This is a genomic window from Promicromonospora citrea, from assembly GCF_013004695.1.
GTDB classification, from domain to species: domain Bacteria; phylum Actinomycetota; class Actinomycetes; order Actinomycetales; family Cellulomonadaceae; genus Promicromonospora; species Promicromonospora citrea.
Map to the genome: position 1 here is coordinate 1 of NZ_JABEMG010000020.1, position 12,296 is coordinate 12,296.

The following is a 12,296-nucleotide window of genomic DNA, read 5'->3' on the forward strand; positions in this document are numbered from 1 at the left end:
CGCCCCGCCGCGCGTACGTCGTCGGTGCCCTGCCCCGGCGCGGGCCCGGCAAGATCGACCGCGCCGGGGTGCAGCGCTCCGTCGTGCAGGCGGAGCGGGAACCCGTGCGACCATGACGTTCGTTCACCCGCCGGGGCGCCGCCCCGAACCCGACCAGCGCACCGACGAACGAAGGACTGACTGATGGCCACAGCCGCCGAGTGGATCTCCGGGGCCCGGCCCCGCACGCTGCCGGCGGCGGCGGCCCCCGTCATGGTGGGCACCGGCGCGGCCGCCCAGGTCGACGCCGCGGCGTGGCTGCCCGCGCTGCTCGCGCTCGGCGTCGCGCTCGCGCTGCAGGTGGGCGTCAACTACGCCAACGACTACTCCGACGGCGTACGCGGCACCGACCTCGACCGCGTCGGGCCGATGCGGCTGACGGCGTCGGGCGCTGCCGCCCCCGGGACCGTGAAGCGCGCGGCGTTCGTCGCGTTCGGCGTCGCGGCGGTGCTCGGGCTCGCGCTGTGCGCGGTGTCGGGCCGGTGGTGGCTGCTCGCGGTCGGCGTCGTCTGCGTCGTCGCCGCCTGGTACTACACGGGCGGCAAGAAGCCCTACGGGTACCGGGGCCTCGGAGAGATCGCCGTCTTCGTGTTCTTCGGGCTGGTCGCGGTGCTCGGCACCACGTACACGCAGGCCGGCACGATCACGGCGCCCGCGGTGCTCGGTGCCGTGGGTGTCGGCCTCATCGCGTGCGCGCTGCTCATGGTGAACAACCTGCGCGACATCCCCACCGACGTGCTCGCGGGCAAGCGCACCCTGGCCGTGCGGCTCGGCGACCACCGGGCGCGCCGCGCCTACCTCGTGATGATCTGGCTGCCGCTGCTGCTGGGCGCGCTGTGCGCGTTCTGGGCGCCGTGGACGCTGCTCGTCCTGCTCCTGCTCGGCCCGGCCGTGCTGCTCTCCGTGCCCGTGCTCGCGGGCGCGCGCGGCAAGCTGCTCGTCCCCGTGCTCGCCGGGACCGGCCTGTACGAGCTGGGCTACGGCGTGCTGCTCTGGTTCGGCCTGTCGGTCTGAGCCCGGCCCGGCCCGGGCGTTGTCCGAGCCGTCAGTCCCGCTCGACCCGGAGCACGCACGCGTCGTCGTACTCGTTGAGCCCGTCGCCGAGCAGCGACGACACGAGCTCCCCCGCGAGGGCGCCCGCCGTCCCGAGCGCGGCCTGCGCGAGCTCGTCGAGGCCGGTGAGCAGCGGGCGGTCGTGCCGCTCGACCATGCCGTCCGTGTAGAGCCACAGCACGTCGCCCCAGCCGAGCTCGACGCTCCCCTGCCCGGACGGCTCACCGTCCCGGTCGGTCAGGTGCCGACCGCTCCGGTCCCCCACGACGGCGGCGGGCGGCCGCACCGGCCGGGAGGCCACGCCCAGCGGCATCCAGCGGCCGGTCCACAGGAACGTCGCCTCGCCGTCGGCCCGGGTCACCAGCGGCGGCGGGTGCCCCGCGCAGGCGAACTCGAGCCGCCCGGTGGTCAGGTCGAGCTCCGCGTAGACGAGCGTGGACCCGAACCCCACGTTGTGCCGCTGAACGAACCGGTCCACGCGTGCCAGGACCTGCGCGGGCCCGACGCCGCGCTCGGCGTGGCTGCGCACCACCGTGCGGAGCTGGCCCATCGCGGTCGCCGACTTCAGCCCGTGCCCCACGATGTCGCCGACGGTGAGCGCGAGCACCGTGTCGTCCACCCAGAACGCGTCGTACCAGTCGCCGCCCACCTCGAGCGTGCGCTCGGCGGGCCGGTAGTCGGTGGACAGCCGCGCACCCTCCGGCTGCGGCAGGTGCTCGGTCAGCATCGCGCGCTGCAGCTCGTGCGCCACCGAGACGCTCTGCTCGTGCAGCACCGCGCGGTCCAGGGCGACGCCGCCCTGCTGGCCCGCGGCGGCGAGCGCGTCGCGGTCGAGCTCGTCGTCGCCGGCGTGCGCCCGCGGGACGAGCACGAGCACGCCGTGCAGCGCGTCGGCACCGCGCAGCGGCACCACCACGTGGCCCTCGGGCGTGACCTCGACCTCGTCGACCGGGGTGGCGGCCCCGCGCCCCGCCCCACGGGACGAGCCGCCCGGGGCGGTCCCGTCGCGCAGCGTCGCCCGCAGCGCCGTCGTGAGCTCACCCGCAGGCGGCCCGCCGCCGCACTGCGCGCGCAACTCGGGGGCGCCCGTGGCGTCGACGAGCCACACCCACGCGGAGTCGGCCCGGAACTCCTCGACCGCCGCCCGCACCAGCGCGTCGCACACGCCGTCGACGCCCGCCGCCCGGGCGAGGGCCGTCGTCGTGGTGAGCAGCGTGCGTACGCTCGTGGCGGAGCGCTCGGCCTCGGCGCGCGCCGCGAGGAGCTCACGCTCGTACCGGGACCGCTCGCGCGCGTCGAACAGCGCGACGTCGATGACGACGTCCGCCGGGTCGTCGCCGCCGTGCCGCTCCGCGGAGAGCAGCACCTGCCGTCGCCCGTCGGCCGTGCGCAGCTCGACGGCGATCTCCTCCACGCGGTCCTGGAGCCGCAGCAGCGGGGCCAGGTGCGTCTCCCAGTAGATGCGCCCGCCCACCGACAGCAGCGAGCTCAGGCGCGTGCCGCGCAGGTCCGGCGCGGTGGTGCCGTCGAGCCAGGCACGGAACGTGTCGTTGGCATCGATGATCGCGCCCGCCCCGTCGAGACGGAGCAGAGCCACCGGGGCGGTGTCCCACGACCGGGCGCGACCTGGGGGCGTCACGGTGAGAGGTACTCGCGCATCGCCGTCGTCAAGGCCTCCGGCGCGCTGAGGTTCGGACAGTGCCCGACCGCGTCGATGAGGCAGAACTCGCTGTCGGCGAGGTGCTCGTGGACGTACCGGCCCACCTCGACCGGCGCGATCACGTCCTCGCGGCACTGCACCACGAGGCTCGGTGTGCGCACCGCGGCCAGGTCGGTGCGGTTGTCCGACAGGAACGTCGTGCGCGCGAAGCGCTTCGCGATGGCCGGGTCCGTGCGACAGAACGCGTTGGTCAGCTCCTCGCCCAGCTTGGGCCGGTCGGGGTTGCCCATGATGACCGGGGCGATGAACTCCGACCAGCCGAGGTAGTTGGAGTCCATGGTCTCGAGCAGCTCGTCGATCTCGTCGGCGGAGAACCCGCCGCGGTAGCCGTCGTCGTCGATGTAGCGCGGGCTGGGGCCGACGAGCACGAGGCGGTCGAAGAGCTCAGGCCGGCGGGCGGCGGCGAGCAGCCCGATCATGGCGCTCACCGAGTGGCCGACGAACACGACGGGGCCGAGCGCGAGCTCGTCCAGCAGCTCCACGACGTCGGCGGCGTACCCGTCGAGCGAGGAGTGCCGGTCGGGGTCGTACGCGGAGAGGTCGGAGCCTCCGGCACCGACGTGGTCGAACAGGACGACGCGGTAGGTGTCCTCGAACGCGGGGGCGACGAGACGCCACATCGACTGGTCGCAACCGAAGCCGTGGGCGAACACCATCGCCGGGGCGCCTTCAGGTGCGCCGCTGACGGTGGCGCTGTGGCGTGAGGCGACAGTCATCGAGCCAGTGTAGGCACCGTCCGCGGCCCGCACGGGCGGCGGCGCGGCGGCCGTGCCCGATGTCACCCCTTCCGTCCTCGCCGGGCCACCCGCACGATCGTGCGGGTCCACGGGGGTTCACGGGTCGCTGCGCAGCTCCTCGTCGAGGCGTGCGTCCTCGTGCAACGCGTCCACGTCGTGCTGCCCGGTGGCACGCGCGGCGGCCCGGCGCTCGGCACGCTCGGCCATCCAGCGCGCGGCGGCGTCCCGCGGCCTGCTCAGTGCCAGGTAGGACACCGTCAGCGCGATCACGACGGCGACGACCGGGAGCAGCCAGCCCCGCATCCCGACGAGGTACAGCACGCCGAAGGCCGCGCCGAACAGCGCCAGGCGGAGCAGGGTGTAGATCACGAGGGGCACCTCCCCATGGTAGGCCGGGCGTACGTCACACCTGACCAGACCCTCACCGGACGCTCACCGCAGGGGCCCGGGCCGCCGTAGGCTGGGGGCATGCCTCGCGTACTGCTGATCCTTGCCGTCGTCGGACTCGCGGTCTACGCCCTTGTCGACGTCTGGGGCTCCGAGGAGGACGAGCGTGGCGGCCTGCCCCGCTGGCTGTGGGTGCTGCTCATCGTCCTGCTGCCCCTGCTCGGCGCCATCGCGTGGATCGTCGTGCGGGTCTCCGCCCGCCGCTCGGGGACGAGCGGCCCGGGTTCCGGCGGCCGTCCGACACCGCCCCGGCCCGGCGGCGGTCCCCGGCGCCCGTCCGGCCCCGTCGCGCCCGACGACGACCCGGAGTTCCTCTGGCGCCTCGAGCAGGAGAAGCGCCGCCAGCAGCGCGAGGCCCGCGCGGAGGACGACACGGAGGACAAGTCCTGACCTGACCGGGGCACCTGACCCGGCCCCGGCCCCGCCGGGCCCACCGCGAGAACGACCTCGGGGACCGAATCTCACCGGATTCGGTCCCCGAGGTCGTTCTCGCGTGGCGGTCGGCGGCCTACAGGCCCGAGTAGCTGTGCTTGCCGTTGAAGATCAGGTTGACGCCCGTGAAGTTGAACAGCACGCACGCGTACCCCGCCACGACGAACCAGGCCGCCCGGGTGCCGGACCACCCGCGCGTGGTGCGCGCGTGCAGGTAGGCCGCGTAGACGACCCACACGATGAAGCTCCAGACCTCCTTGGGGTCCCAGCCCCAGTAGCGGCCCCACGCGTCCTCGGCCCAGATGGCGCCGCCGATGATGGTGAACGTCCAGAGCACGAAGGCCACGGCGTTCAGCCGGAACGAGAGGGACTCCAGGGCGGCGGGCGCCGGCGTGTGGTCGAGCCAGCCCCAGCGCGCGCTCCCGAGCACCGGCGAGCCGTTGTCCCGCGCGTCGCGCAGGAGCTGCAGCACCGAGGTGACGAACGCGACCGTGAAGATGCCGGTGGCCAGGATCGCGACACCCACGTGGATCACGAGCCAGTACTTCTGCAGCGCGGGCTGCACGCCCGTGGCCTCGACGAAGAACCGGGTCTGCGCCGTCACGAGGAAGATCGTGCCCAGGAAGGTCACGAAGGCCCCGAGGAACCGCACGTCGCGGCGGGTGCTCACGATCGCGAACACGGCGACGGCGACGAACGCGCCCACCACGGTGAACTCGTACATGTTGGCCCACGGGGTGCGGCCCGCGGCGATGCCGCGCAGCACGACGGCGACCAGCAGCAGCGCGGCCGCCAGCCAGGTCACCGACATGCCGACCCCGGCGAACCGGCGGTCGACGGGCCCGGGCGCACCGTTCGCCGGCGTCCCGTCCTGCGGCGCGTCGACCACCCCGCCGGCGCCCACCGCGACGCGCTCGCGCGTCTTGTCCCGCGCCTCGACCCGGGCGCCCGACAGGCGTGACAGGTCGATCGAGAACGCGATGAGCGCGACGGCCAGTGCCGTCGCCGCGCCCCAGACGAGCAGCACGCTCAGGTTTGCCAGCTCCATGTTCAGTCCTTCTCCGATCCGGTGCGATCAGGGGTGGCCGGTGCGGCCGGTGCCCGTGTCTCTCGCACGTCTGGCTGTCGCACGTCCCCCGGCACGGCGTCCAGGGCGCGGTCGACCTCCGCCTGGAGGCCTGCGTCGTCCCCGCGGGCGAGGCCCGCGACCTCGACCACCGTAGCCCCGTCCGGGCCGGTGTACGCGCGCGCCCACACCCGGCGACGGGGCGTGAACAGCGAGACGGTCAGGCCCGCGAGCGCCAGCAGGGCGAACACGAGCACGAAGGTGAGCGACGGGTCGTGGCGCAGGTCGAGCGCGACGTAGCGCGGCAGGTCCTCGCCGAGGGTGAGCGTGCCGAGCCCGTCCGGCAGCTCGACGGTCTCGCCGGGCCGGGCGAGCACCTTGACGCGCTGCCCCTGCTCGTCGAGCGCGGGCTCGAGCGAGGCGGTGTCCAGCTCGTACACGTTCTGCGGGGTGCCGTCGTCGAGGCCCAGGTCGCCCGTGTAGACCTCGAGCACGAGCAGGGGGTCGACGGGCTGCGGGAAGGCGGAGCGCACGGACCCGTCCTCCGTCGCCTCGGCGGTCGGCAGGAAGTAGCCGACGAGCCCGATCTGGTCGAGGCCGGGCGACACGTCGGGCACCTTCACGACCCCGCGCGACGTGTACATCGTGTCCTCCGGGATGAACGTGACGCGTCCGGAGAAGGCGACCTCGCCCTCGGCGTCGTGCACCGTGATCTCGGGGGCGAAGCCGTTGCCCTGGAGGTAGATCTTGGCGCCGTCGACGACGAGCGGGTGGTTGACCTTGATCTGCTCGGGCCGCTGCTCGCCGGAGGGCTCGGTGACGGTGACGTGGGCGGTGAAGTCGCGGGCCTGGGCGAAGGCGACGGTGTCGCTCGCGAACTCGGAGTCGAACCGGTCGAGCGTCATGGAGAACGGCACGAGCGACTGCGGCCGGAACCAGGCGCCCTTCTCGAAGGTGTCGTAGTCGACGACCGCGTTGGCGAACCCGCGTCCCTCCGTGACGATCGCCTGGCCGCGGTAGTGCTGGAGCTGGCCGGTGGCCACGGAGACGAGCAGGCCGACGAGGGCGAGGTGGAAGACGAGGTTGCCCGTCTCGCGCAGGTAGCCGCGCTCGGCGCTCACGGTCTCGGCCGCGGGGCGGGCGCCACGGGCGGCCTCCTCGCTCCGGTCGACCCGGAACGTCGGCAGCCAGGTGAGGTTCCCGCGCAGGCGGGCGGCGACGGCGTCGGCCACCTCGCGGGGCGAGGCGTCGGTGACGGCGCCGGCCTTGGCGGGGAACCGGGTGAACCGCGAGGGCACGCGCGGCGGGCGGCCGCGCAGGGCGCGGTAGTGCGCTGCGGAGCGCGGCAGGATGCAGCCGACGAGCGAGACGAACAGCAGGATGTAGATGGCCGAGAACCAGACCGACGAGTAGACGTCGAAGAACCCGAACCGGTCGAGCCACTCGCCGGCGGTCGGGTGCTCGGCGAGGTACTCGATGACGCGCGCGGCGTCCTGGTTGCGCTGCGGCAGCACCGAGCCGGGCACCGCGGCCACGGCCAGGAGCATGAGCAGCATGAGCGCGACGCGCATGGACGTGAGCTGCCGCCACGTCCAGCGCAGCGTGCCGACGAGCCCGAGCGCGGGCGCCGCGGGCCGGCCGGGGCCGTCGGGGCGCGCGGGGCCGCCGGAGGCCGGCGCGCCCTGGGTGAACTCGTCCGCGATGCCCTCGGGGACGTAGGTCTCGTTGCCGTTGCGGCCGGCCATCAGATCACCGTCTCGAACCCGCTGATCCACAGCTGCAGGACGCCGGTGAGGCGGTTCCACAGGCCGGTGACCAGCAGGAGGCCGACGAGCACGAGCAGGGCGCCGCCGAGGCGCATGGCCGCGAGGCGGTGCCTGCGCAGGAAGTCCATCATCCGCTCGGAGCTCTGCAGCCCGAGCGCGACGAGCAGGAACGGCACGCCGAGCCCGACGCAGTAGGCGACGCCGAGCAGCGCGCCGCGCCCGGCCGACGCCTCGTCGATGGCGAGCGCCTGCACCGCGCCGAGCGTCGGGCCGATGCACGGCGTCCAGCCGAGCCCGAACACGACGCCGAGCAGCGGGGCGCCCCACAGGCCGGCGCGCGGCGACAGGTGGAACCGCGCCTCGCGCTGCAGGAACGGCACGGCGCCGAGGAAGCCGGCGCCGAGCAGGATCACCACGACGCCGAGCACGCGCGTGATGACGTCCTCCCAGCGGACCAGGAAGGTGCCGAGGCCGCCGAACGCGGCGCCGAAGGAGACGAACACGGCGGTGAAGCCCAGCACGAACAGCGCGACGCCGCCGACCACGCGTCCGCGGGCCGGACGGGGGCGGGTGGCGACCAGGCCCGGCGTCGTGCCGGTCGAGGCGGCCGCCATGCCGCTCACGTACCCCACGTAGCCGGGCACGAGCGGCAGCACGCACGGTGAGGCGAAGGACACGAGACCGGCCAGCACCGCGACGGGCACCGCGAGGAGCAGCGACCCGCTGAACGCGGTGACGGCGAGCCCGTCGCCGACGGCGGCCGCGATCATCAGGCCGCCTCCGCCAGGACCTCGTCGACGAGCGCCTCGAGCGTCGACCCCTCGGCCTGGCCGATGACGCGTGCGGCGACCTTGCCCTCCGCGTCGAGGATCACGGTGGTGGGCACGGCCTGGAGCGGCACGACGCCGTTGAGGCCCGCGATCACCTCACCGGTACGGTCCTCGATGCTCGGGTAGGGCACGTCGAAGGTGCGCTGGAACGCCTGCGCGGCGCCGGCGTCGTCCTCGGTGTTGATGCCGAGCACGCGCACGCCGTCCTTGCCGGTGGCGAGCTCGACGAGGTCGGGCGCCTCGGCGCGGCACGGCGCGCACGAGGCGTACCAGGTGTTGACGACGACGACGTCGCCCGCCCAGTCGGCGCTCGACACCTCGTTCCCCTCGAAGTCTGTGCCCGCGACGGTGACGGGGCCCTTGCGGTCCCCGGCGTCGTAGGTCTGGACCGACCCGTCGCCCGACACGTAGCCCTGGCCGACGACGTCGCCCGCGCCGGAGTCCTCGGGCGTGCAGCCCGCGAGCGACGCGACCAGGCCGACGACGATGCCGACGGCCACCACCCACTGCACGACCTTGAAGGTCCGTCCGCGCATCACGCGCCGGGCACCTTGCTCGCGCCGGGGTAGAGCTCGGCGGCCGGCTCCGTGTAGTGGAGCCCGACGAACCGGTCGCCCTCGAACCGGAGGGACGTCAGGGAGGCCAGGTTGCACTGGCGGTCGCGCGGGTCGTGCCAGAGCGTGCCGCCCTCGAACGCGCGCCGGGTGAGCCAGACGGGGAGCTGGTGGCTGACCAGCACGATCTCGTGCCCCTCGGCGGCTCGGCGTGCGTCGTCGACCGCCTCGCGCATGCGCTCGACCTGGGCGCGGTACGGCTCGCCCCACGACGGGCGGAACGGGTTCCACAGGTGCGGCCAGTGGCGCGGGTCGCGCAGGGCGCCCCCGCCGCCCGCGACCCGCAGGCCCTCGAAGCGGTTGCCCGCCTCGATGATGCGGTCGTCGGTGGCCAGCTCGAGGCCGAAGCCCTCGGCCACCGGCGCGGCGGTCTCCTGCGCGCGCTGCAGCGGGGAGGCGACCACGCGGACGACGTCGCGCCCCGTGCTCGTCAGGTGCTCGGCGACGAGCTTCGCCATCGCCTGGCCGCGGTCGGAGAGTCGGTAGCCGGGCAGGCGCCCGTACAGGATTCCGTCGGGGTTGTGCACCTCGCCATGGCGCAGCAGGTGGACCGTGGTGGAGACCATGGCGCCCAGTCTCGCACCCTGGGCCGGGTGCCCGTGAACTCGGGCGCGTGTGGAGTTGGCCTCAGTCGCAGTGCGCGGCGAGCCCCTCCTGCGTGCCGCCCGCCTCCCGGGCGGACGCCGCGACCTTCGCCATGGCGCGGCCGAGCGCGAGGAACTCGTCGGGCTCGAGGGCCTCGACCAGGATGCGCCGCACCGCGGCGACGTGGCCGGGTGCCGCCGCCACGAGGGCCGTGTACCCCGCGTCGGTCATGCTGCAGTTGACGCCGCGCCGGTCCCCCTCGGCCGCGCAGCGCTCGACGAGCCCGCGCGCCTCCATGCGGGCGACCGTGTGCGTGAGGCGGCTGCGGGACAGGACGAGCCCGTCGGCGAGCGCCGACATCCGCATGGTGCGGCCGGGCGCCTCGGAGAGCTGGACGAGCAGGCTGTACTCGCCGAGCGAGAGGGGAAGGGTACGGTCGTGCACGGCGCCGAGCGCCTCGACGAAGCGGGCGCTGCCCTCCAGGTAGTGCCGCCAGGCGCCCTGCTGCTCCTCGGTGAGCCAGACGTCGCCTTCCTCGACCGTCTCCACCGCCATGTCACCACCGCTTCCGTCCGATCGTGCCGCTGGGACCGCCCCCTAGGAATACGTTACGGGACCCGTTATGTTGGATGTCGTCGTAGGTAGTTGATCCCTCAACTATCCGCCCAAACCGCCACATCACCAAGGAGTTCTCCCTCATGGCCACCCCGCTCCCCGCCGGCCTCACCGCAGGCGTGTACGAGATCGACCCCTCCCACACCGCTGCCTCGTTCTCCGTCCGCCACGCCGGTATCGCCAAGGTGCGCGGCAGCATCGCGGTCACCTCCGGCACCATCACGGTCGGCGAGGACCTGGAGTCGTCGAGCGTCACCGCCGAGCTGGACGCGGCCTCGGTCAGCACGGGTGACGCCGGCCGCGACGGCCACCTGAAGAGCGCCGACTTCTGGCACGCCGACGAGAAGCCGACCTGGACCTTCACGTCCACGGGAATCCGCGCCGACGGCGACGACTACCTCATCTCCGGCGACCTCACGATCAACGGCATCACCAAGGGCGTGGAGCTGGAGACCGAGTTCACCGGCACCGCGAAGGACCCGTTCGGCAACAACCGGGCGGGCTTCGAGGCCAAGCTCGAGATCAACCGCAAGGACTTCGGCCTGACCTGGAACGCCACGCTGGAGACCGGCGGCTTCCTGGTGGGCGACAAGGTCAAGATCGAGCTCGACGTCAGCGCCATCGCCAAGGAGGCCTGAGCCTCGCTCCGCGGTGGGCCCCGGGCGACCGTCGGTCACCCGGGGCCCGTCCGCGTCTAGAGCGCCGCGGCGCGCGTGGCCGCGTGGAAGGCCAGGATCTGCAGCTCGCCGGCGACGTCGACCGAGCGCACCACGACGTCGTCCGGCACCTGGAGCGCCACCGGCGCGAAGTTGAGGACCTCCCGGACACCGGCGCCCACCACGGCGTCCGCCACGTCCTGCGCGCCGTGCGCGGGCAGGGCGAGCACCACCATCGTGACGCGCTCGCGCCGCAGCACCTCCGCGAGGTCGCGCACGTGCTCGACGGTCACGCCGGCGACGCGGGTGTCCACCACCTCGGGCGACGCGTCGAGCAGCGCCACCACCTGGAAGCCGCGCGTCGCGTATCCCGAGTAGTTCGCCAGGGCGTGCCCGAGGTTGCCGATGCCGACGATGGCGAGGCGGTGCTCGGTCTCCAGCCCCAGGGCGACGGTGATGTACGAGGCGAGCGACTCGACGTCGTACCCGACGCCGCGCGTGCCGAACGAGCCCAGGTAGGACAGGTCCTTGCGCAGCTGCGCCGAGCTGACGCCCGACCGCTCGGCGAGCTCCGTCGAGGAGGTGAGGTCCACCCCCTCCGCCGCGAGGTCGCGCAGGGCCCGCAGGTAATAGGGCAGCCGCCCCACCGTCGCCGCGGGAACCGTCCCGTCACTCAGCTCGACCACGTGCTGCTCCCCTCCCCCCGACCACTCCGTCGCGGGCGTACGCACACACTGCCGGGACGATCATGCCAGGAGCCGGGCCAGCCGCGCACCGTCCACGCGCCAGAAGCCCTGCTGGACGCCGTCCACCTCGACCACCGGGACGTACTCCCCGTACCGGTCGCGCAGACCGGGCTCGCTGTCGATGTCGACCTCCTGCCACGCCTGGTCCGCCTCCTCGCAGACCCGCGCGACGACGGCACGCGCGTCCTCGCAGAGATGGCACGCCTCGCGCGTGTACAGGACGACCCGGGGTCCGGCAGCTTCGGTCACGCCCCCGAGGTTACGTCACGCCGCAGGCCGTCCCGGTCGGCCCGGTCCGCGGCCGGGAGCCGGCCGTCCGCGACGCGCACGCCCCACGCCAGCGCCAGGAAGACGACGGCGACGAGTGCCGCGTTCGTCAGCGCCCGCCCGTACCCGAGCTCGGTCACGTCGAGGAACGGGTACGGGTACCAGCCGGTGACGGCGCCCCGGGTGAAGGTGTACGCGAGCCACGCGACCGGGTAGGCGACCGACCACCAGACCGTCCGCCCGCCCACCCGGGGTCGCGGCCCGGCCAGCAGCCACACCACGACCGCGCCGACGGGCGCCACGACGTGCAGCAGCGTGTTGGCGACCAGACCGGCGCCGGCCAGCGGCGTGAGCCCCCGCAGCACCGTGTTGTAGACGATCCCCGTCACCGCGATGCACAGCAGCGCGTCGAGCCGCAGCACGCGGAACACGGCGCCGTCGCACCACGGGTCGGCGGCGAGCGCCAGGGAGACACCGGCCACGAGCAGGTTGGACTGGATCGTGAAGTAGCTGAACAGGCGCACCAGCCGTTCGGCGTGCGTGGGAGCGAGCCCGGGGCCGTCGGTGACGGCCACGGCGAGCTCCATGGCGACGCCGGTCAGCGCCGCCAGACCGACGAGGAGGTGCATGGCCCGCACGAGGGCTGCCCGCTGCCCGGGCCCGGTCCGGAACGTCACGACCCGTGTCTACCAGCGGTTCCACGGGGCCGCCCGGCGAGACCGT

The 12,296-nt window shown here is 74.0% G+C and carries 15 protein-coding genes; 3 read left to right on the forward strand and 12 right to left on the reverse strand.

Annotation, left to right across the window (positions count from 1 at the left end):
• The first annotated feature begins 183 nt into the window (after nt 1-183).
• Nucleotides 184-1,053, forward strand: coding sequence for a 1,4-dihydroxy-2-naphthoate polyprenyltransferase (locus HLB15_RS06140; RefSeq protein ID WP_171104427.1), 870 nt, complete (start codon nt 184-186; stop codon nt 1,051-1,053).
• Between the two features lie 31 nt (nt 1,054-1,084).
• On the opposite strand, the gene HLB15_RS06145 is transcribed toward HLB15_RS06140, so the two are convergent.
• The 3 genes from HLB15_RS06145 to HLB15_RS06155 form a co-directional block, all read right to left on the reverse strand.
• Complete coding sequence (locus tag HLB15_RS06145; RefSeq protein WP_171104428.1) at nt 1,085-2,689, reverse strand: SpoIIE family protein phosphatase; 1,605 nt, start codon at nt 2,687-2,689, stop codon at nt 1,085-1,087.
• Between the two features lie 38 nt (nt 2,690-2,727).
• Nucleotides 2,728-3,528 (reverse strand): alpha/beta fold hydrolase, encoded by an 801-nt coding sequence (locus HLB15_RS06150; RefSeq protein ID WP_171104429.1) that lies wholly within the window; start codon nt 3,526-3,528, stop codon nt 2,728-2,730.
• Between the two features lie 117 nt (nt 3,529-3,645).
• A complete protein-coding gene (locus HLB15_RS06155) occupies nt 3,646-3,927 on the reverse strand; it encodes a DUF4229 domain-containing protein (RefSeq protein WP_171104430.1) in 282 nt (93 codons plus the stop codon).
• A gap of 90 nt (nt 3,928-4,017) precedes the next feature.
• On the opposite strand from HLB15_RS06155, the gene HLB15_RS06160 reads away from it, so the two are divergent.
• Nucleotides 4,018-4,386, forward strand: a complete 369-nt coding sequence (locus HLB15_RS06160; RefSeq protein WP_171104431.1) for a PLDc N-terminal domain-containing protein — start codon at nt 4,018-4,020, stop codon at nt 4,384-4,386.
• Nucleotides 4,387-4,504: 118 nt separating this feature from the next.
• On the opposite strand, the gene ccsB is transcribed toward HLB15_RS06160, so the two are convergent.
• The 6 genes from ccsB to HLB15_RS06190 all read right to left on the reverse strand — a co-directional run bounded on the left by ccsB (nt 4,505) and on the right by HLB15_RS06190 (nt 9,844).
• Nucleotides 4,505-5,476: a c-type cytochrome biogenesis protein CcsB gene (ccsB, locus tag HLB15_RS06165; protein WP_171104432.1), complete on the reverse strand. Its 972-nt coding sequence runs from the start codon at nt 5,474-5,476 to the stop codon at nt 4,505-4,507.
• 2 nt (nt 5,477-5,478) lie between these two features.
• Nucleotides 5,479-7,239 carry a cytochrome c biogenesis protein ResB gene (resB, locus tag HLB15_RS06170; protein ID WP_229785587.1) on the reverse strand — a complete coding sequence of 587 codons (1,761 nt, stop codon included), beginning with the start codon at nt 7,237-7,239 and terminating at the stop codon, nt 5,479-5,481.
• A complete protein-coding gene (locus HLB15_RS06175) occupies nt 7,239-8,030 on the reverse strand; it encodes a cytochrome c biogenesis CcdA family protein (RefSeq protein ID WP_171104433.1) in 792 nt (263 codons plus the stop codon). Before HLB15_RS06175 ends, resB begins: the two co-directional genes overlap by 1 nt.
• Nucleotides 8,030-8,626 (reverse strand): TlpA family protein disulfide reductase, encoded by a 597-nt coding sequence (locus tag HLB15_RS06180; protein WP_171104434.1) that lies wholly within the window; start codon nt 8,624-8,626, stop codon nt 8,030-8,032. Before HLB15_RS06180 ends, HLB15_RS06175 begins: the two co-directional genes overlap by 1 nt.
• Nucleotides 8,626-9,270, reverse strand: coding sequence for a histidine phosphatase family protein (locus HLB15_RS06185; RefSeq protein WP_171104435.1), 645 nt, complete (start codon nt 9,268-9,270; stop codon nt 8,626-8,628). Before HLB15_RS06185 ends, HLB15_RS06180 begins: the two co-directional genes overlap by 1 nt.
• Before the next feature lie 61 nt (nt 9,271-9,331).
• Nucleotides 9,332-9,844 (reverse strand): MarR family winged helix-turn-helix transcriptional regulator, encoded by a 513-nt coding sequence (locus HLB15_RS06190; RefSeq protein WP_171104436.1) that lies wholly within the window; start codon nt 9,842-9,844, stop codon nt 9,332-9,334.
• 143 nt (nt 9,845-9,987) lie between these two features.
• Here HLB15_RS06190 and HLB15_RS06195 point away from each other — a divergent pair, with 143 nt between their 5' ends.
• Nucleotides 9,988-10,542: a YceI family protein gene (locus HLB15_RS06195; protein WP_171104437.1), complete on the forward strand. Its 555-nt coding sequence runs from the start codon at nt 9,988-9,990 to the stop codon at nt 10,540-10,542.
• 56 nt (nt 10,543-10,598) lie between these two features.
• Here the strand turns inward: HLB15_RS06195 and HLB15_RS06200 are convergent, their stop codons facing one another.
• The 3 genes from HLB15_RS06200 to HLB15_RS06210 are packed head-to-tail and all read right to left on the reverse strand — an operon-like array spanning nt 10,599 to nt 12,250.
• Nucleotides 10,599-11,246: a redox-sensing transcriptional repressor Rex gene (locus tag HLB15_RS06200; protein ID WP_171104438.1), complete on the reverse strand. Its 648-nt coding sequence runs from the start codon at nt 11,244-11,246 to the stop codon at nt 10,599-10,601.
• A gap of 60 nt (nt 11,247-11,306) precedes the next feature.
• Nucleotides 11,307-11,555 (reverse strand): glutaredoxin family protein, encoded by a 249-nt coding sequence (locus HLB15_RS06205; protein ID WP_171104439.1) that lies wholly within the window; start codon nt 11,553-11,555, stop codon nt 11,307-11,309.
• Nucleotides 11,552-12,250: a Pr6Pr family membrane protein gene (locus HLB15_RS06210; RefSeq protein ID WP_229785586.1), complete on the reverse strand. Its 699-nt coding sequence runs from the start codon at nt 12,248-12,250 to the stop codon at nt 11,552-11,554. Before HLB15_RS06210 ends, HLB15_RS06205 begins: the two co-directional genes overlap by 4 nt.
• Nucleotides 12,251-12,296 lie beyond the last annotated feature (46 nt).

Coding starts and splice junctions, on each gene's coding strand:
- HLB15_RS06175 (WP_171104433.1), bottom strand. CDS start 8,030: ATGATCGCGGCCGCCGTCGGCGACGGGCTCGCCGTCACCGCGTTCAGC.
- resB (WP_229785587.1), bottom strand. CDS start 7,239: ATGGCCGGCCGCAACGGCAACGAGACCTACGTCCCCGAGGGCATCGCG.
- HLB15_RS06160 (WP_171104431.1), top strand. CDS start 4,018: ATGCCTCGCGTACTGCTGATCCTTGCCGTCGTCGGACTCGCGGTCTAC.
- HLB15_RS06150 (WP_171104429.1), bottom strand. CDS start 3,528: ATGACTGTCGCCTCACGCCACAGCGCCACCGTCAGCGGCGCACCTGAA.
- ccsB (WP_171104432.1), bottom strand. CDS start 5,476: ATGGAGCTGGCAAACCTGAGCGTGCTGCTCGTCTGGGGCGCGGCGACG.
- HLB15_RS06185 (WP_171104435.1), bottom strand. CDS start 9,270: ATGGTCTCCACCACGGTCCACCTGCTGCGCCATGGCGAGGTGCACAAC.
- HLB15_RS06180 (WP_171104434.1), bottom strand. CDS start 8,626: ATGCGCGGACGGACCTTCAAGGTCGTGCAGTGGGTGGTGGCCGTCGGC.
- HLB15_RS06195 (WP_171104437.1), top strand. CDS start 9,988: ATGGCCACCCCGCTCCCCGCCGGCCTCACCGCAGGCGTGTACGAGATC.
- HLB15_RS06190 (WP_171104436.1), bottom strand. CDS start 9,844: ATGGCGGTGGAGACGGTCGAGGAAGGCGACGTCTGGCTCACCGAGGAG.
- HLB15_RS06140 (WP_171104427.1), top strand. CDS start 184: ATGGCCACAGCCGCCGAGTGGATCTCCGGGGCCCGGCCCCGCACGCTG.